This window comes from Streptomyces sp. NPDC002564 (assembly GCF_042889645.1).
In the GTDB taxonomy this organism is placed as follows: Bacteria; Actinomycetota; Actinomycetes; order Streptomycetales; family Streptomycetaceae; genus Streptomyces.
This window is the reverse complement of the sequence record NZ_JBIARE010000012.1, coordinates 135,953-153,736: the sequence shown is the minus strand read 5'-3', so window position 1 is coordinate 153,736 and position 17,784 is coordinate 135,953. Positions and strand designations below refer to the sequence as shown.

At 71.7% G+C, this 17,784-nt stretch carries 17 protein-coding genes; 10 read left to right on the top strand and 7 right to left on the bottom strand.

The window, feature by feature from the left end; translation table 11 throughout:
- Positions 1 to 63: 63 nt before the first annotated feature.
- Positions 64 to 1,944 (top strand): PQQ-binding-like beta-propeller repeat protein, encoded by a 1,881-nt coding sequence (locus ACFYXE_RS32545; RefSeq protein WP_389318789.1) that lies wholly within the window; start codon positions 64 to 66, stop codon positions 1,942 to 1,944.
- Positions 1,945 to 2,210: 266 nt separating this feature from the next.
- Positions 2,211 to 2,951 (top strand): LuxR C-terminal-related transcriptional regulator, encoded by a 741-nt coding sequence (locus tag ACFYXE_RS32540; protein ID WP_389318787.1) that lies wholly within the window; start codon positions 2,211 to 2,213, stop codon positions 2,949 to 2,951.
- A gap of 45 nt (positions 2,952 to 2,996) precedes the next feature.
- Here ACFYXE_RS32540 and ACFYXE_RS32535 read toward each other — a convergent pair whose 3' ends face one another.
- Positions 2,997 to 3,287 (bottom strand): hypothetical protein, encoded by a 291-nt coding sequence (locus tag ACFYXE_RS32535; RefSeq protein ID WP_361177273.1) that lies wholly within the window; start codon positions 3,285 to 3,287, stop codon positions 2,997 to 2,999.
- Between the two features lie 23 nt (positions 3,288 to 3,310).
- Positions 3,311 to 4,996, bottom strand: coding sequence for a sodium:solute symporter family protein (locus ACFYXE_RS32530; protein WP_361177275.1), 1,686 nt, complete (start codon positions 4,994 to 4,996; stop codon positions 3,311 to 3,313).
- Positions 4,997 to 5,218: 222 nt separating this feature from the next.
- Between ACFYXE_RS32530 and galT the strand changes: the two genes are divergently transcribed.
- The 4 genes from galT (at position 5,219) to ACFYXE_RS32510 (ending at position 8,962) form a co-directional block, all read left to right on the top strand.
- Entirely contained in the window at positions 5,219 to 6,298 is a 1,080-nt protein-coding gene (gene galT, locus ACFYXE_RS32525; RefSeq protein ID WP_389318784.1) for a galactose-1-phosphate uridylyltransferase, read from the top strand.
- A complete protein-coding gene (gene galE, locus ACFYXE_RS32520; RefSeq protein WP_389318782.1) occupies positions 6,295 to 7,254 on the top strand; it encodes a UDP-glucose 4-epimerase GalE in 960 nt (319 codons plus the stop codon). The genes galT and galE overlap by 4 nt, the downstream gene beginning before the upstream one ends.
- 60 nt (positions 7,255 to 7,314) lie before the next feature.
- A complete protein-coding gene (gene galK / locus ACFYXE_RS32515) occupies positions 7,315 to 8,469 on the top strand; it encodes a galactokinase (protein WP_389318780.1) in 1,155 nt (384 codons plus the stop codon).
- A 145-nt stretch (positions 8,470 to 8,614) separates the two neighbouring features.
- On the top strand, positions 8,615 to 8,962 hold the full coding sequence (locus tag ACFYXE_RS32510) for a DoxX family protein (RefSeq protein WP_389318778.1): 348 nt from the start codon (positions 8,615 to 8,617) through the stop codon (positions 8,960 to 8,962).
- Between the two features lie 16 nt (positions 8,963 to 8,978).
- Here the strand turns inward: ACFYXE_RS32510 and ACFYXE_RS32505 are convergent, their stop codons facing one another.
- Positions 8,979 to 9,434, bottom strand: coding sequence for a GNAT family N-acetyltransferase (locus ACFYXE_RS32505; RefSeq protein ID WP_361177285.1), 456 nt, complete (start codon positions 9,432 to 9,434; stop codon positions 8,979 to 8,981).
- Positions 9,435 to 9,698: 264 nt separating this feature from the next.
- Here ACFYXE_RS32505 and ACFYXE_RS32500 point away from each other — a divergent pair, with 264 nt between their 5' ends.
- Positions 9,699 to 10,514 (top strand): LuxR C-terminal-related transcriptional regulator, encoded by an 816-nt coding sequence (locus ACFYXE_RS32500; protein ID WP_389318776.1) that lies wholly within the window; start codon positions 9,699 to 9,701, stop codon positions 10,512 to 10,514.
- Here the strand turns inward: ACFYXE_RS32500 and ACFYXE_RS32495 are convergent.
- A complete protein-coding gene (locus ACFYXE_RS32495; RefSeq protein ID WP_389318774.1) occupies positions 10,473 to 10,970 on the bottom strand; it encodes a MarR family winged helix-turn-helix transcriptional regulator in 498 nt (165 codons plus the stop codon). The genes ACFYXE_RS32500 and ACFYXE_RS32495 overlap by 42 nt on opposite strands.
- Before the next feature lie 151 nt (positions 10,971 to 11,121).
- Between ACFYXE_RS32495 and ACFYXE_RS32490 the strand changes: the two genes are divergently transcribed.
- Both ACFYXE_RS32490 and ACFYXE_RS32485 read left to right on the top strand, forming a co-directional pair.
- Positions 11,122 to 11,955, top strand: a complete 834-nt coding sequence (locus tag ACFYXE_RS32490) for a trans-aconitate 2-methyltransferase (RefSeq protein ID WP_389318772.1) — start codon at positions 11,122 to 11,124, stop codon at positions 11,953 to 11,955.
- Positions 11,955 to 12,323 carry a VOC family protein gene (locus ACFYXE_RS32485; RefSeq protein WP_361177293.1) on the top strand — a complete coding sequence of 123 codons (369 nt, stop codon included), beginning with the start codon at positions 11,955 to 11,957 and terminating at the stop codon, positions 12,321 to 12,323. The genes ACFYXE_RS32490 and ACFYXE_RS32485 overlap by 1 nt, the downstream gene beginning before the upstream one ends.
- A gap of 15 nt (positions 12,324 to 12,338) precedes the next feature.
- Here ACFYXE_RS32485 and ACFYXE_RS32480 read toward each other — a convergent pair whose 3' ends face one another.
- Both ACFYXE_RS32480 and ACFYXE_RS32475 read right to left on the bottom strand, forming a co-directional pair.
- On the bottom strand, positions 12,339 to 13,025 hold the full coding sequence (locus tag ACFYXE_RS32480) for a TetR/AcrR family transcriptional regulator (protein WP_361177295.1): 687 nt from the start codon (positions 13,023 to 13,025) through the stop codon (positions 12,339 to 12,341).
- The gene (locus ACFYXE_RS32475) at positions 13,022 to 14,059 is read right to left on the bottom strand and encodes a fatty acid desaturase (protein ID WP_361177297.1); all 1,038 of its coding nucleotides are present in this window, start codon (positions 14,057 to 14,059) and stop codon (positions 13,022 to 13,024) included. The genes ACFYXE_RS32480 and ACFYXE_RS32475 overlap by 4 nt, the downstream gene beginning before the upstream one ends.
- A 268-nt stretch (positions 14,060 to 14,327) precedes the next feature.
- On the opposite strand from ACFYXE_RS32475, the gene ppc reads away from it, so the two are divergent.
- Positions 14,328 to 17,072: a phosphoenolpyruvate carboxylase gene (ppc, locus tag ACFYXE_RS32470; RefSeq protein WP_389318769.1), complete on the top strand. Its 2,745-nt coding sequence runs from the start codon at positions 14,328 to 14,330 to the stop codon at positions 17,070 to 17,072.
- Between the two features lie 89 nt (positions 17,073 to 17,161).
- On the opposite strand, the gene pth is transcribed toward ppc, so the two are convergent.
- Positions 17,162 to 17,764: an aminoacyl-tRNA hydrolase gene (gene pth, locus ACFYXE_RS32465; RefSeq protein ID WP_389318767.1), complete on the bottom strand. Its 603-nt coding sequence runs from the start codon at positions 17,762 to 17,764 to the stop codon at positions 17,162 to 17,164.
- Positions 17,765 to 17,784: the final 20 nt, after the last annotated feature.

Genomic DNA, 17,784 nt, shown 5'->3' with positions numbered 1-17,784 from the left:
TGCCGCCCCGTCCTTCGCCCGACTGCTCTCGCCCCTTCCCGTCCCCAAGGAATCGACACCCTCATGACTCAGCCGCCCCAGCCGCCCCAGCCGCCGCAGCCGCCGCCGAACGAGCCTTCCCAGGGCGGCTTCGGCGCCCCGCAGGACCCTCCGCCCGGAGGCTTCGGCAAGGCCCCGGACCCGTCGTACGGCTACCCGCAGGCGCCCGGGTCCCCGGCCCAGCAGCCGCAGAGCCCGCCGCCCGCGCAGCCCCCGGCCCCGCCCGGTCAGCCGCCGCAGGCCCCGCCGGCGCCCCCGGCGGGCCAGCCGCCCTACGGCTACCCGCAGCAGCCCCCGGCCCCGCAGGCCCCGCAGGGCTACGGCTACCCGACGCAGCCCGCCCAGCCGCAGTACCAGCAGGGCTATCAGCAGCCGTACCAGCAGGGTTACCAGCAGCCGCCCACCATGCCGGCGCAGCCCATGGCGGGCCCCGGCGGCACCGGCGGTGGCGGCAAGAAGATCGGCAAGCAGACGACGATCATCATCGCGGCGGTCGTCGCCATCGCGCTGATCGTCGGTGGCGGCATCTTCTACGCCTCCACGAAGGACGACGACTCGAAGACCACCTCGCAGGGCTCCGGCGGCAAGGGCGGCAAGGGCGAGGGCAAGGGCGGCGAGAAGGGCGGCGGTCTGCCCGGCCAGGGCACGGCCAAGGAGAAGGCCCCGGCCGACCCCGCGGCCAAGGTCCTCATGCAGCTGCCCCAGCCCGAGATCCCCAAGGACCAGATCTGGACCGCCACGGGCTCGGTGCTGACCGAGGACGTCTACGCCAAGTCCGGCATCAATGAGGTCAACGGCTACGACCCGGACACCGGCAAGAAGAAGTGGACGGTCCCGCTCGCCGGCATGACCTGCGCGATGTCGCGCGAGGTCACCGAGGACGGCATCGTCGCCGTCGTCTCCGAGGAGGCGAAGCGGAACAAGAAGGGCGACTACGAGCAGTGCACCGACGTCTCCGCGATTGACCTCAAGTCCGGCAAGAAGCTGTGGACCGAGAGCGCCGAGTCGAACGGCGTGAAGGCGGCCTTCAAGGAAGTCACCATCTCGGGCACCACGATCGCCGCCGGCGCGGCCACCTCCAGCGGCGGCGCCGCCTGGGACGTCAAGGGCAAGTCGCTCTGGTCGCCGAAGGTCGGCAAGTGCCAGGACGTCGGCTACGCGGGCGGCGACCAGCTCGTCGCGGTCCGCAAGTGCGGCACGTTCGGCGACTACAAGCTGAAGGTCCAGCTCCTGGACCCGAAGACCGGCGACGACAAGTGGACGTACCCGATCGCCGACGGCGTGGACAACGCCAAGATCATCTCGACGAACCCGGTCGTCTTCGGCCAGGACACCACCGAGATCACCGCATCCGGCGTGACGGACGTCTTCGCGCTGGGCGGCAACGGCAAGCTGCGCACCAAGATCTCGCTGGAGGAGGGCAAGTACGACCACGACTGCGGCGTCAACATGGTCAACGACTGCCACTCCATCGCGGTCGGCAACGACCGGCTGTACGTCCCCACCCGCCAGCACGACGGCAGCGGCGAGAGCTACAACCGCACCAACGAGATCGTGTCGTTCTCGCTGGCCACCGGCAAGCCGACCAGCGACCGCGCGGTCGCCGGTGACAACGGCGAGATCTTCCCGGTCCGCATGGACGGCGGCAACGTCATCGCGTACAAGGCGCACGGCTACAAGCAGGGCGCCCAGATCGTCTCCCTCGACGGTAAGACGATGAAGGAGACCAAGCTCCTGGAGACCCCGGGCACCGAGGCGGTCACCGGCGCGATCAGCGGCATGGTCCCGAAGTCCAACGAACTCCTCTACGCGAACGGGCACTTGTTCCTCGGCAAGAAGCTCCTGAGCAAGCCCTTCTCGAAGGACGAGAAGGAGTACGTGGCGATCGGCTTCGTCGCCAAGTAGGCGCGGATCCACCGACGGCGGCCGCCCCCTCGCACGGACGAGGGGGCGGCCGCCGCCGTCCGTCTACCACCCGGTACGCGCCACCACCCGGCAATGGCAGGGATTTCGGCATTCCGGGCCGCTTCTGGCCGGTAGGGGGCGCGCAACGTCGAACAAGCGTGTAGCTTCCGGGGGATGGAGGGTCGGGGGGCCCGCGGTCCACGGGGAGCGGGAGAGCAGGGCGACCGGTGGACCGGGGGATCAGTGGGGGGAACTGGGGGGTTGCTATGGGTGTGCGGCTCATGGTGGTCGACGATCATCGACTGCTCGCCGAGGCCCTCGCCTCGGCGCTGAAACTGCGCGGGCACCGGGTGCTCGCGGCCGCCGCGCCCGCCGCGGGAGCGGCGGAGCTGGTCATCAGCAGGGCGCCGGAGGTCTGCCTCCTGGGCACGGCGACACCGGCCGAGCCGGGCATGTTCGACCCGGTCGTCAAGATCAAGCGGGAGCGTCCGCAGGTGGCCGTGGTGGTGCTCGGCCCGGTGCCGAGCCCGCGCGGGATCGCCGCGGCCTTCGCCTCCGGCGCCTCCGGGTACGTGCGGCACGACGAGCGCATCGAAGGAGTGGAGCGCGCCATCATGAAGGCGCGCGCCGGGGAGGCCGCCGTCGCGCCCCAGTTGCTCCAGGGCGCCTTCGGCGAACTGCTGAACCCGGCCGCCCAGCCCGACGACGAGGGCCAGCGGCTCCTGCAGATGCTCACGCCCCGCGAGGTCGAGGTCCTGGTCCGGGTCGCGGACGGCGAGGACACCCGGCTGATCGCCGCCGGGATGGGGATAGCGCCGAGCACCGCACGTACCCATGTGCAGCGGGTCCTGATGAAGCTGGGCGTCGGCTCGCGCCTGGAGGCCGCCGCGCTCGCCGCGCGCACCGGCCTGCTCGACCGCGCCGAGCGGCCCGCGGCGGCCTACGCCCACCACGCGGGCGGCGCCGAGGGCCCGGACACGCCGACGGGGCCCGAGCCACCGAGGTGAGCCGGGCCCCGACGGGGGGTGCGCCCGCCGGCGGGCGGGCGGCGGTCACTTCTCCTGGGCCTGCGGCTCCTCGGGCGTGGGCGGTGCCGTCGGGCGCAGCCAGAGCCAGCCGAGGAAGAACAGCCCGAGGGCGAGCATGCCGAGGCCCGTCCACAGGTTGATGTTGATGTCCTCGGCCTTCTTCAGGTCGGCGTCGGACGCGGTGATGCCGGCGATCGTCACGATGATCCCGTAGACGACGAACAGGCCGCCGATGATGCGCCGGATGTCGAAGAGACGGGCGGCGGTCGCGGACTTGCGCTCCAGCTCGGAGACTTCGTTGTGCAGGTCGGACATGGTCTTCGGTCCTCCGATCGGGGCTAGAGCGAGTACGGCAGGTAGCAGGCCGCGGCGAGGACGACGGCGCCCCAGCCGAGCAGCGCGGGCCTGCGGTACCAGGCGTCGTCGCCCGCCTCGGCCCCCTCGTCCTCCAGGCCGGGCGAGGCCGTGCCGTAGACCAGGCCGGCCAGTTCGGCCGCCGGCTTCGGCGCGGTGAAGAGGGTGACGGCGACCATCACGACGGCACCGGCGACGAAGCCGACGATCGCCGAGACGAAGTTGGCGCCCTGGTCGGTCGGGATGTCGATGACGCCCTGCTTGTAGATCCAGAAGTAGTTGATCATCGCCGCCGAGGTGCCGGCGACCAGGCCCCACACGCCGGACTTCATCGAGGCGCGCTTCCAGAACATGCCGATGATGAAGACGACGAACATCGGGACGTTGAAGAAGGAGAACAGCGTCTGCAGGTAGCCCATGATGTTCGAGAACGACGAGGCGATGAACGCCGTGCCGATCGAGGCGAGCACGCCGATCGCGGTGATCAGCCGCCCGAAGTTCAGGTAGTACCCGTCCTCACGGTCCTTGACCACGTACTTCGCCCAGATGTCGTACGTGAACACGGTGTTGAAGGACGAGACGTTCGCCGCCATGCCCGCCATGAACGCGGCGAGCAGACCGGTGACCGCGATGCCCAGGACGCCGTTGGGCAGCAACTCCTGCATCAGATAGGGGATCGCGTCGTTGTACGTCAGGTCCGAGCCGGGGGTGCCGATCTTCGGGACGAGGACCGCGGCGACCAGGCCCGGGATCATCACCAGGAAGACGATGAAGATCTTCGGGAAGGCGGCGATCAGCGGGGTGCGCTGGGCGGCGCTGAGGTTCTTGGCCGACAGCGCGCGCTGCACCTCGGCGAAGTTCGTCGTCCAGTAGCCGAAGGAGAGCACGAAGCCGAGGCCCAGGATGATCGTCAGCCAGTTGGCGCCGAGCGGGTTGGCGTCACCGATGCCGGTGCCGCCCCAGGCGGTCATGAAGTTCTCGCCGTGCTGCTTCTCGATGGAGCCGGTCAGACCGTCCCAGCCGCCGACCTTCTTCAGGCCGATGACGCAGATCGGTATCAGCGCGGCGAGGATCACGAAGAACTGCAGGACCTCGTTGTAGATCGCCGAGGAGAGGCCGCCGATGGTGATGTACGCGAGCACGAACAGGCCCGCGACGACGATCGCCACCCACTGCGGCCAGCCCAGCAGCGCCTCGACGACGATCGACAGGGCGTAGAGGTTCACGCCCGCGATGAGGATGGCCGCGAAGGCGAAGAGCGCCGAACTGAGCAGGTGCGCCGACTTGTCGAAGCGCTGGAGCAGGAACTCGGGGACGGAGCGGACCTTGCTGCGGTAGTAGAACGGCATCATGACCAGGCCGAGGAAGACCATGGCCGGGATGGCGCCGATCCAGTACCAGTGGACGACCGCGACGCCGTACTGCGCGCCGGTGGCGGCCATGCCCAGGATCTCGGTGGCGCCCAGGTTCGCGGCGACGAAGGCGAGGCCGGTGACCCAGGCGGGCAGGGAGCGGCCCGAGAGGAAGAAGTCGAGGCTGGTCTTCACCGAGCGCCGGGCGGCGAAACCGATGCCGAGGACCACGGCGAAGTAGATCGCCAGGATCGCGTAGTCGAGGCCGTTGGTGGGCAGCCGAAGCCCCTCGGCCAGGGTTTGTGTCGGGGACTGCATGTGAACTCGCTTCGTTGCGCGAACGGATCAGACCGGAACCTACGCCCCTCGCTTCAATAACTGAACACTTCTGTTGGTGTTCTTTGTTTGATTGTGATCGAGGCCTCCCGCGATCATGCGGGGTCGGGCGGGCCGGCGGCGGGTGGCCCGGCATTGACTGAGCTGTTGGCTTGTGATTTGTTATGTGCGGTTCTGTTGGGTGGGTGGTGAGGAGCCCCGGACGTGAAGAAGACCTCGACCCGTCTCGCCGACGGTCGTGAGCTCATCTACTACGACGTGCGCGACGACGCCGTGCGCGACGCCGTCGACCGGCGCCCGCTCGGGCCCGTCTCGACCACCTCGGAGATCCGCACGGACCCCCTGCTCGGCGACGCCGTGGCCATCGCCTCGCACCGCCAGGGCCGCACCTACCACCCGCCGGCCGACGAGTGCCCCCTGTGCCCCTCGGCCGGGGACCGGCTCAGCGAGGTCCCCGACTCCTCGTACGACGTCGTGGTCTTCGAGAACCGCTTCCCCTCGCTCGCCGGGGACGCGGGCCGCTGCGAGGTCGTCTGCTTCACCTCCGACCACACGGCGTCCTTCGCGGACCTCACCCCCGAGCAGGCCGGTCTGGTCCTCGAGGCCTGGACCGACCGGACCGCCGAGCTCTCCCACCTGCCCTCCGTGGAGCAGGTGTTCTGCTTCGAGAACCGCGGCGCCGAGATCGGCGTGACCCTCGGCCACCCGCACGGGCAGATCTACGCGTACCCCTTCGTCACCCCCCGCACGGCCCTGATGCTCCGCTCGCTCGCCGCGTTCAAGGAGACCTCCGGCGGCGGCAACCTCTTCGACGACATCGTCGCCCGGGAGAGCGCGGGGGAGCGGGTCGTCCTGGAGGGCGAGCACTGGATCGCCTTCGTGCCGTACGCGGCGCACTGGCCCTACGAGGTGCACCTCCACCCCAAGCGCCGGGTGCCCGACCTGCTCGCCCTCGACGAGGCGGCGCGCACGGAGTTCCCGCGGATCTACCTGGAACTGCTGCGGCGCTTCGACCGGCTCTTCGGCCCGGGCGAGCGCGAGGGCGGCGCCGAGAGCCCCACCCCCTACATCGCGGCCTGGCACCAGGCGCCGTTCACCGCGCTGGACGGACACGACGGCATCAATCGGGACGATTTCGCCCTGCACCTCGAACTTTTCACGATTCGCCGCACTTCGGGCAAGCTGAAGTTCCTCGCGGGTTCCGAATCCGGCATGAGCGTGTTCATCAACGACGTGCCGCCGGAAGCCGCGGCCCAGCGACTGCGAGAGGTAGCGAGTTCATGAGCGGTAAGTACCTGGTCACCGGCGGGGCGGGCTATGTGGGAAGCGTGGTCGCCCAGCATCTGATCGAGGCCGGGCACCAGGTGACCGTCCTCGACAACCTCTCGACGGGCTTTCGCGAGGGCGTCCCCGCGGACGCGGCCTTCGTCGAGGGCGACATCCGCGATGCCGCCAAGTGGCTGGACTCTTCCTTCGACGCCGTGTTGCACTTCGCCGCCTTCTCGCAGGTCGGCGAGTCCGTCGTGAAGCCCGAGAAGTACTGGGACAACAACGTCGGCGGCACCATGGCGCTGCTCGCCGCGATGCGCGACGCGGACGTGCGCCGGCTCGTCTTCTCCTCGACGGCCGCGACCTACGGCGAGCCCGTGAACACCCCCATCACGGAGTCCGACCCGACCGCCCCCACCTCGCCCTACGGCGCCTCCAAGCTCGCCGTCGACCACATGATCACCGGCGAGGCCGCCGCGCACGGCCTGGCCGCCGTCTCGCTGCGCTACTTCAACGTCGCGGGCGCGTACGGCGCGTACGGCGAGCGCCACGACCCCGAGTCGCACCTCATCCCGCTCGTCCTCCAGGTCGCCCGGGGCAGGCGCGAGGCGATCAGCGTCTTCGGCGACGACTACCCGACCCCGGACGGCACCTGCGTACGCGACTACATCCACGTCGCCGACCTCGCCGAGGCCCACCTCCTCGCGGTCGGCGCCGCCACCCCCGGCGAGCACCTCATCTGCAACCTCGGCAACGGCAACGGCTTCTCGGTGCGCGAGGTCATCGAGACCGTCCGCCGGGTCACCGGGCACCCGATCCCCGAGGTCGTGGCCGCCCGCCGCGGCGGCGACCCCGCGGTCCTCGTCGCGTCCGCCGCCACCGCGCGCGAGAAGCTCGGCTGGAACCCGACCCGCGCGGACCTCGCGGGCATCGTCGCCGACGCCTGGGCGTTCGCCGGGCGCAACGGATAGTCCGCGGACCGCTCCGCAGACCGCACAGCACAGCCAGTCCGCAGGGAGGGCAGGGGGATCATGGATCCGGTCACCGAAGTCGCCGCACGGTTCCGCGCGTTGTACGGGTACGAGCCCGAAGGGGTCTTCTCGGCACCCGGCCGGGTCAACCTCATCGGCGAGTACACGGACTTCAACGAAGGCTTCGTGATGCCGCTCGCCCTCCCGCACACCGCGGTCGCCGCCGTCGCCCGGCGCACCGACGGCGTGCTGCGGCTGCACTCCGCGGACATCGACGCCCCGCTCGTCGAGCTGCGGGTGGACGAGCTCGCCCCGCTGTCCGACGGCGGCTGGGCCGCCTACCCCGCCGGGGTCGTCTGGGCGCTGCGGGGCGCCGGGCACGCCGTCACCGGCGCCGACCTGCACCTGGCGTCCACGGTCCCCACGGGCGCGGGCCTCTCCTCGTCGGCGGCCCTGGAGGTCGTCACCGCCTTCGCCCTCGACGCCCTGTACGGCCTCGGGCTGACCCGGCCCGAGCTCGCGGTCCTCGCCCAGCGCGCCGAGAACGCCTTCGTCGGGGTGCCCTGCGGCGTGATGGACCAGACCGCGTCGGCGTGCTGCACCGAGGGCCACGTCCTGCACCTGGACTGCCGCGACCTGTCGATACGGCAGATCCCCTTCGACCTCGCGGCCCGCGGGCTGCGGCTCCTGGTCGTCGACACCCGCGTGCAGCACGCGCTGGGCGACGGCGCCTACGCCGAGCGGCGGGCCGGGTGCGAGGAGGGCGCGCGCCTGCTCGGGGTGTCCCACCTGCGCGACGTGGCGTACGCCGAACTTCCTGCCGCCCTGGCGCGGTTGACCGACGAGCGGATCCGCAGGTACGTGCGGCACATCGTGTCGGACGACCACCGCGTCGAGCAGGTCATCGGCCTCCTGGACGCCGGTGACGTCCGGGCGATCGGCCCCGTTCTGACCGAGGGCCACGCCTCGCTCCGCGACGACCTGCGCATCTCCTGCCCTGAGCTGGACCTGGTGGTGAGCACCGCGAACGCGGCGGGGGCACTCGGCGCCCGGATGACCGGCGGCGGCTTCGGCGGCTCCGCGGTGGTCCTGGTCGAGGCGGCGGAGGCGGACACGGTCACGAAGTCGGTCGTCGAGGCCTTCGCCGCGGCGGGCTTCCGGACGCCGCGGGTGTTCCCCGCGGTGGCGTCGACGGGAGCGCGCCGGGAGGCGTGAGCGCACCGCGGCCGGGGCGGGGAAAAGAGTTCTCCGCCGAGCGGTCACACTCCGCCCGAGGGCTCCGTCATGGCAGTGAAAGCAGCCAGACACCAGCCCGGGGCGACACTCCGCACCGGGCGCCGCCCGCAGAGGAGCACCCACGATGTCCACCACCCAGACAGTCGTCACCCTGGTCGCCGCCGCGATGGTGGGCTTCTCCGCCGCCTCCGTCTTCCTGCGCGCCCAGTGGGTCGTGCAGCCGATGGCCGACTACGGCGTCCCCATGACGTGGCTGCCCCGGCTCGGCGCCGCCAAGGCCGCGGGCGCCGCGGGCCTGCTCGTGGGCCTGTTCGTCCCGGCCGTCGGCCTCGCGGCCGGGATCGCGCTGGTCCTCTACTTCGCCGGGGCCGTCGTCACCGTGGTGCGGGCCCGCTGGTACGCGCACATCCCCTTCCCGCTGGTGTACGCGGCGCCGGTGGTCGGCGCGCTGGCGCTGGGCCTCGCGGCCTGAGCGCCCGCTGCCCGGCTCAGCCCAGCCGCTTGGTGAGCGTGAACTCCTTGACGCCCTCGGGGTAGTCGGGGATCACGCTCACCAGCTCGTACCCCTGGCCGCGGTAGAAGCCCGGGGCCTGGAAGTCCCACGTCTCCACCCGGGAGTTGAGGCAGCCGCGCTCCTGCCGGGCCACCCGCTCCGCCTCGGCGAGCAGCCGGGAGCCGAGCCCCGCCCCGCGGTGACGGTCGTCGACCCACAAGTGGTTCACGTGCAGCCAGCGCGCCCAGGTGTGCGCGGCGAGCCCCGCCGCCAGGCCGCCCGAGTCGTCCAACGCCCAGATCGCCAGGGGAACTTCCTGGTCGTCGCGGGTGCCGCGTAGGGCGCGGAGGGCCGGGGACGCGGCCGTGTTCGTCTCGCTCAGCCGCGAGCGGAGCAGACCAAGTCGCTCTTTGTCGACTCCCGTCTCAATACGAAACATACGGCTCACCATAAACGCGTCGGTCAATCAGTTCTGCAAATCACCTTCCGCTCCGGGCGTCCGGCCCTACTCTGAAGGGCAGTGCCGGTGGGGGCCGGCACTGATCAGGGGGCGAGACAGTCGGGTACGACGCCTGGCAGTGGGGTGGGCAGTCACAGCACGGCGGCGGCCGTGGGACTGCGCGAATCCTCGCTCCGGGCGCCGTACCCGCACCAACCGGTCCCCGATCAAGGGGTATCCCCAGCTCCTGGCAGGAGCGCGGGGAAGGGGGTTTCCGTGGTTCGTATTCGAGTCCTGGTCGTCGACGACCACCGCATCTTCGCCGAGTCGCTGGCCGCCGCACTCGCGGCCGAGCCCGACGTCGACGTGTCCGCGGCCGGCAGCGGCCCCGCCGCGCTGCGCTGCCTGGAGCGGGCGGTCACCGAGGGCCGCAGATACGACGTGCTGCTCGTCGACGCCGACCTCGGCGCCACCGCGAGCGCGATGCAGGGCGGCCTCCCCCAGACCCTCGGCTTCGCCCGGTCCGGGGGGAGCCCCGTGGCCGCCCCCGTCCAGGACGGCGCCGCCGACGGGCTGGTCGACGGCATCTCGCTGGTCGCCGGGGTCCGCTCCGGGCAGCCCGCCGTGCGCACCGTCGTGCTCGCCGAGAAGGACGACCCGCGCCGCGCGGCCCTCGCGCTGCAGGCCGGCGCCTCGGGCTGGGTCGCCAAGGACTGTTCGCTCTCCCGGCTCCTGACGGTCATACGGGGCGTGCTGCGCGACGAGACGCACCTGCCGCCCGCCCTGCTCACCGGCGTGCTGCGCGAGCTGACCGCGGCCCGCAAGCACCGCACCGAGTCCGAGCGCCTGGTCGAGTCGCTGACCCCGCGCGAGCGCGAGGTGCTGCGCTGCATGGTGGCGGGCCTGGGCCGCAAGGCGGTCGCCGAGCGGCTCTTCCTCTCGCCGCACACCGTGCGCACCCACATGCAGAACGTCCTGGGCAAGCTGGGCGTGCACTCCACCCTCGCCGCCGTGGCGCTCGCCCGGCGCGCGGGCGTGGGCCCGGCCGACCTAGCCGGGGATGTTGTCGAACGGGGCGGTCAACTGGCGTAGCAGCCCGGCCAGTTCACCCCGCTGGGCGCGGGAGAGCTCCACCAGGATCGCCCGCTCCTGTTCGAGCAGGCCGGCCAGGGCCTGGTCCGCGCGGTCCTGGCCCTCGGTGGTCAGGCGCACCAGGACGCCGCGCCGGTCGCTGGGGTCGGGCAGGCGCTCGACCAGGCCCTTCTTCGCCAGCCGGTCGATGCGGTTGGTCATCGTGCCCGACGTGACGAGCGTCTGCGTCAGGAGCTGGCCGGGGGAGAGCTGGTAGGGCGCGCCCGCGCGCCGCAGCGACGTCAGGACGTCGAACTCCCAGGGCTCCAGATGGTGCTCGGCGAAGGCGAGTCTGCGGGCGCGGTCCAGGTGCCGCGCGAGCCTGCTCACGCGGCTGAGTACCTCGAGTGGTTCCACGTCGAGGTCCGGGCGCTCCCGGCGCCACGCTGCGACCAGCCGATCGACCTCGTCCTCCATGACGATCAGTGTAGGGGGTCTGTCGACATGAAGTCTCTTGACGTCAAGAGACTTCGGGGTTCAGGATGGCGGAGAAGCGCGTACGGGACGTCAGCGCGACCCCGGCGCGACGCCGACCGGCGCGCCCGCGCCCGTCCCCGAGGAGGCCCCCATGTCCGCCGCCGCAGCCGCCGCCACCTGGGATCCCGGCCAGTACCTGCGCCACCGGGACCACCGCTCCCGCCCCTTCACCGACCTGCTCGCCCGCGTCCCCGAGCTGCCCGCACGCGGCCGCCCGCCCCGGATCGCCGACCTCGGCTGCGGCCCCGGCAACACCACCCGGCTGCTCGCCGACCGCTGGCCCGACGCCCACATCACCGGCTACGACAACTCCCCGCAGATGCTGGCCCGCGCCGAGCCCCTGGCCGGGCCCACCCCCGGCGGCGGCCGCCTCGACTTCGCGCCCGCCGACGCCACCGACTGGGCGCCCGCGCCCGGCACGTACGACCTGGTCCTGTCCAACGCGACCCTGCAGTGGGTGCCCGGCCACCCCGGCTCCTTCGCCGCCTGGACCCGGGCCCTCGCGCCCGGCGGCACCTTCGCCTTCCAGGTGCCCGGCAACTTCGACGCCCCCAGCCACGTCCTGATGCGGGAGCTCGCCGCGTCCCCGCCCTGGCGCGAGCGCCTCGGCGGCCTGCTCCGGCACGCCGACGCCGTCCTCGCCCCCGGCGACTACCTGGCGCGGCTCGCGGACCTCGGCTGCGCGGCCGACGTCTGGGAGACCACCTACCTGCACCTCCTGACCGGCGAGGACCCCGTCCTCGACTGGGTCAAGGGCACCGGCCTGCGCCCCGTCCTGACCGCGCTCGCCGACGACCCGGCGGCCACGGAGGCATTCCTCACCGCCTACCGCGACCTGCTGCGCGAGGCCTACCCGGCCACGGCCCACGGCACGGTCCTCCCCTTCCGCAGGATCTTCGCGGTCGCCGTCAAGGACGGTGCCTGATGCTCACGGCCGTCGACCACGTCCAGCTCGCCGCCCCGCCCGGCAGCGAACCCGCCCTGCGCGCCTACTACGGCGGCGTGCTCGGCATGACGGAGACGGCGAAGCCCCCGGTGCTTGCCGCCCGCGGCGGCTGCTGGTTCAGCACCGGCGGCGTGCACCTGCACCTGGGGATCGAGGAGGACTTCCGGCCCGCCCGCAAGGCGCACCCCGGGCTGCGCGTACGGGACATCGAGGCCTACGCCGACCGGCTCGCCGCGCACGGCGCCGAGGTCGTCTGGGACGACGGCCTCCCCGGGCACCGGCGGTTCTACTCCCACGACCCGGTCGGCAACCGCCTGGAGTTCCTGGAGCCGCGCCCCGGCGACTGACGCCGGGGCGGGCGGTCAGCTCTTCCTGTGCCCTATCAACCGCGGCTTCGGCTCCAGACCGTCCAGGCCGTGCCAGGCCAGGTTGACCAGATGGGCGGCCACCTCCGCCTTCTTCGGCTTGCGCACGTCCAGCCACCACTGGCCGGTCAGCGCCACCATGCCGACCAGCGCCTGCGCGTACAGCGGCGCCAGCTTCTGGTCGAAGCCACGGGTCTTGAACTCCTGGCCCAGGATGTCCTCGACCTGCGTGGCGATGTCCGAGATCAGCGAGGCGAAGGTGCCGGTCGACTGCGCCACCGGCGAATCGCGCACCAGGATGCGGAAACCGTCCGTGTACGTCTCGATGTAGTCGAGCAGGGCGAACGCCGCCTGCTCCAGGAGCTCACGCGGATGCCCCGCGGTCAGCGCCCCCGTCACCATGTCCAGGAGCGCCCGCATCTCGCGGTCGACCACCACCGCGTACAGCCCCTCCTTGCCGCCGAAGTGCTCGTACACCACCGGCTTGGAGACCCCGGCCTTCGCCGCGATCTCCTCCACCGAGGTGCCCTCGAAGCCCTTGGCGGCGAAGAGCGTACGGCCGATGTCCAGCAGTTGCTCCCGGCGCTCGGCCCCCGTCATCCGGGTCCGGCGGGTGCGCCGGGGCTGCTTCTCTTTGCCGGCAGGGTTCGCGTTGCTGGAGTCGGTCGCCACGTCGTCAATCATGCCGCGTCGGCGGAGCGCGCCGGGCGGCGGGACTCGCCCGCGCCCGCGGGATTGCGCCGCGACTCCAGCCGCGACTGCGAGGGCCACCGCACGTCGGACGCCCAGCCCAGCTGCTCGCACCAGCGGATGATCCGCGCCGAGGAGTCGATCTGCCCCTTCATCACGCCGTGCCGCGCCGACGTCGGGTCGGCGTGGTGGAGGTTGTGCCAGGACTCGCCGCAGGACAGCACCGCAAGCCACCACACGTTGCCCGAGCGGTCACGCGACTTGAAGGGCCGCTTGCCCACCGCGTGGCAGATCGAGTTGATCGACCACGTCACGTGGTGCAGCAGCGCCACCCGGACCAGCGAACCCCAGAAGAAGCCCGTGAACGCGCCCCACCACGACATCGTCACCAGACCGCCCACCAGCGGCGGAATGCCCAGCGACACGATCGTCCAGAACAGGAACTGCCGCGAGATCCGGCGGATCGCCGGGTCCTTGATCAGATCCGGCGCGTACTTCTCCTGCGGCGTCTGCTCCTCGTCGAACATCCAGCCGATGTGCGCCCACCACAGGCCCTTCATCAGCGCCGGGACCGTCTCGCCGAACCGCCAGGGGGAGTGCGGGTCGCCCTCCGCGTCGGAGAACTTGTGGTGCTTGCGGTGGTCGGCCACCCAGCGCACCAGCGGACCCTCCACGGCCATCGACCCCGCCACCGCCAGCGCGATCCGCAGCGGCCGCTTCGCCTTGAAGGAGCCGTGCGTGAAATAGCGGTGGAAGCCGATGGTGATGCCGTGGCACCCCAGGAAGTACATGAAGACGAGCAGGCCGAGGTCCAGCCAGCTCACCCCCCAGCCCCAGACCAGCGGCACCGCCGCGAGCAGGGCGAGGAAGGGCACGGCGATGAACAGCAGCAGCGTGATCTGTTCCAGAGATCGTTTCTGCTCACCGCCCAGCGTCGCGGAGGGAATCTCGGCGGCCGGGTCGCCGGCCGCCCGCGGAGCGTCTTCGATCACATCGGCGTCGGAGTACGCATCGGAGGTTGTCGTCATGGGCACGTCCCCTGTGGGGTCGAGGAATGAGGGTTGTCTACGGGCACGCGGGAACGGAGCCGGTCTTTTCCTACGGGTCCGTAACCTACGGCGACGTAAGTATGGCAGCGAGGAGCGCCGCGGCAAGAGGCCGTGAGCTCCGAGCGCCGAAGTGACACCTATCCTTGGACACGGTCGGACAGCGCGGTCCGCTCTGTATCTCCCCCGGATCCCCACCCGGGACCCCTCCCAGTCTTGACGTGCTTCCACACTGCAAGGAGCCGCACCTGTGAGCAGTGCCGACGACCAGGGCCAGCAGGCCACCAGCACCGCCAGCACCGAGCTGCGCGCCGACATCCGCCGCCTCGGCGACCTGCTCGGCGAGACCCTCGTACGCCAGGAGGGCCCCGAGCTCCTCGAACTGGTCGAGAAGGTCCGCCGGCTGACCCGCGAGGACGGCGAGGCCGCCGCGGCCCTCCTGCGCGGCACCGAACTGGAGACCGCGGCCAAGCTGGTCCGCGCCTTCTCCACCTACTTCCACCTGGCCAACGTCACCGAGCAGGTGCACCGCGGCCGCGAACTGCGCACCCGGCGGGCCGCCGAGGGCGGACTGCTCGCCCGGACCGCCGACCGCCTCAAGGACGCCGACCCCGAGCACCTGCGCCAGACGGTCCAGCACCTCAACGTGCGGCCCGTCTTCACCGCGCACCCCACCGAGGCGGCCCGCCGCTCGGTCCTCAACAAGCTCCGCCGCGTCGCCGAGCTCCTGGAGACCCCGGTCATCGAGTCCGACCGGCGCCGCCACGACGTCCGCCTCGCCGAGAACATCGACCTGGTGTGGCAGACCGACGAGCTGCGCGTCGTGCGCCCCGAGCCCGCCGACGAGGCCCGCAACGCCATCTACTACCTCGACGAGCTGCACGCCGGCGCCGTCGGCGACGTCCTGGAGGACCTCACCGCCGAGCTGGAGCGGGTCGGCGTCGCCCTGCCCGAGGGCACCCGCCCGCTCAGCTTCGGCACCTGGATCGGCGGCGACCGCGACGGCAACCCGAACGTGACCCCGCAGGTCACCTGGGACGTGCTGATCCTCCAGCACGAGCACGGCATCAACGACGCGCTCGACATGATCGACGAGCTGCGCGGCTTCCTCTCCAACTCCATCCGCTACACCGGAGCCACCGAGGAGCTCAAGGCCTCCCTCCAGTGCGACCTGGAGCGCCTCCCGGAGATCAGCCCCCGCTACAAGCGGCTGAACGCCGAGGAGCCCTACCGGCTCAAGGCCACCTGCATCCGGCAGAAGCTGGAGAACACCAAGCAGCGCCTCGCCAAGGGCAGCGCCCACGAGGACGGCCGCGACTACCTCGGCACCGCCGAGCTGCTGCACGACCTCACCCTCATCCAGACCTCGCTGCGCGAGCACAAGGGCGCCCTCTTCGCCGACGGCCGGATGAACCGCACCATCCGCACCCTCGCCGCGTTCGGCCTGCAGCTCGCCACCATGGACGTGCGCGAGCACGCCGACGCCCACCACCACGCGCTCGGCCAGCTCTTCGACCGCCTGGGCGAGGAGTCCTGGCGCTACACGGACATGCCCCGCGAGTACCGCCAGAAGCTCCTCGCCAAGGAGCTCAGGTCCCGCCGTCCCCTCGCCCCCTCCCCGGCCCCGCTGGACGCCGCGGGCGAGAAGACCCTCGGCGTGTTCCACACCGTCAAGAAGGCCCTGGAGGTCTTCGGCCCCGAGGTCGTCGAGTCCTACATCATCTCGATGTGCCAGGGCGCCGACGACGTCTTCGCCGCCGCCGTCCTCGCCCGTGAGGCCGGTCTCGTCGACCTGCACGCGGGCTGGGCCAGGATCGGCATCGTGCCGCTCCTGGAGACCACCGACGAACTGCGCGCCGCCGACGTCATCCTCGACGAGATGCTCGCCGACCCCTCGTACCGCCGCCTGGTCGCCCTGCGCGGCGACGTGCAGGAGGTCATGCTCGGCTACTCCGACTCCTCCAAGTTCGGCGGCATCACCACCTCCCAGTGGGAGATCCACCGCGCCCAGCGCAGGCTCCGCGACGTCGCCCACCGCTACGGCGTGCGGCTGCGCCTCTTCCACGGCCGCGGCGGCACCGTCGGCCGCGGCGGCGGCCCCTCGCACGACGCGATCCTCGCCCAGCCCTGGGGCACCCTGGAGGGCGAGATCAAGGTGACCGAGCAGGGCGAGGTCATCTCCGACAAGTACCTCGTCCCCTCGCTGGCCAGGGAGAACCTGGAGCTGACGGTCGCGGCCACCCTGCAGGCCTCCGCCCTGCACACCGCCCCCCGCCAGTCCGACGAGGCGCTGGCCCGCTGGGACGCGGCCATGGACGTCGTCTCCGACGCCGCGCACTCCGCGTACCGCAAGCTCGTCGAGGACCCGGACCTGCCGACGTACTTCCTCGCGTCCACGCCGGTGGACCAGCTCGCCGACCTGCACCTGGGCTCGCGGCCCTCCCGCCGCCCCGGCTCCGGCGTCTCGCTCGACGGCCTGCGCGCCATCCCGTGGGTCTTCGGCTGGACCCAGTCCCGGCAGATCGTGCCCGGCTGGTTCGGCGTCGGCTCCGGCCTCAAGGCGCTGCGCGAGGCCGGCCTGGACACCGTCCTGGACGAGATGCACGAGCACTGGCACTTCTTCCGGAACTTCGTCTCCAACGTCGAGATGACCCTGGCCAAGACGGACCTGCGCATCGCCCGGCACTACGTCGACAGCCTGGTCCCCGACGAGCTCAAGCACGTCTTCGCCACCATCGAGGAAGAGCACGAGCTGACCGTCCGCGAGGTCCTGCGCATCACCGGCGGCGAAGAGCTCCTGGACTCCCACCCCGCCCTGCAGCAGACCTTCGCCATCCGCGACGCCTACCTGGACCCGATCTCCTACCTCCAGGTCGCCCTCCTCAAGCGCCAGCGCGACGCGGCCGCGGCCGACGAGGAGCCGGACCCGCTGCTCGGCCGGGCCCTGCTGCTCACCGTCAACGGCGTGGCGGCGGGCCTGCGCAACACCGGCTGAACCACGGCCGCCCGCGGACGGCGACGGCCCGCCCGGACATCGGTCCGGGCGGGCCGTCGCCGCATGCGGTGCGGTGACCGCGCTGCGCGTCAGGAGTTGTACGTGCTCTGCGCCCGCTCCAGACCCTCCGTGACCAGGGCCTCCACCGCGTCGGCCGCGCGGTCCACGAAGTAGTCGAGCTCCTTGCGCTCGGTCGAGGAGAAGTCCTTCAGGACGAAGTCGGCGACCTGCATCCGCCCCGGCGGACGCCCGATGCCGAACCGCACCCGGTGGTAGTCCGGGCCCATCGCCTTCGTCATCGACTTCAGTCCGTTGTGGCCGTTGTCGCCGCCGCCCAGCTTCAGCCGCAGCGTGGCGTAGTCGATGTCCAGCTCGTCGTGGACCGCCACGATGTGCTCGGTGGGCACCTTGTAGAAGTCCCGCAGCGCCGTCACCGGACCGCCCGAGACGTTCATGTACGACATGGGCTTCACCAGGATCACCCGACGGCTGCCCGGACCCGGCGCACCGATCCGGCCCTCGACGACCTGGGCCTGCGCCTTGGCGGCCCGCTTGAACTTGCCGCCCATGCGCTGCGCGAGCAGGTCGGCCACCATGAAGCCGACGTTGTGCCGGTTCATGGCGTACTCCGGGCCCGGATTCCCCAGGCCCGCGATCAGCCAGGGGGCGCTGGCATCCGTCGTCACGTGCATGTCTCCTTCATACGCGCATC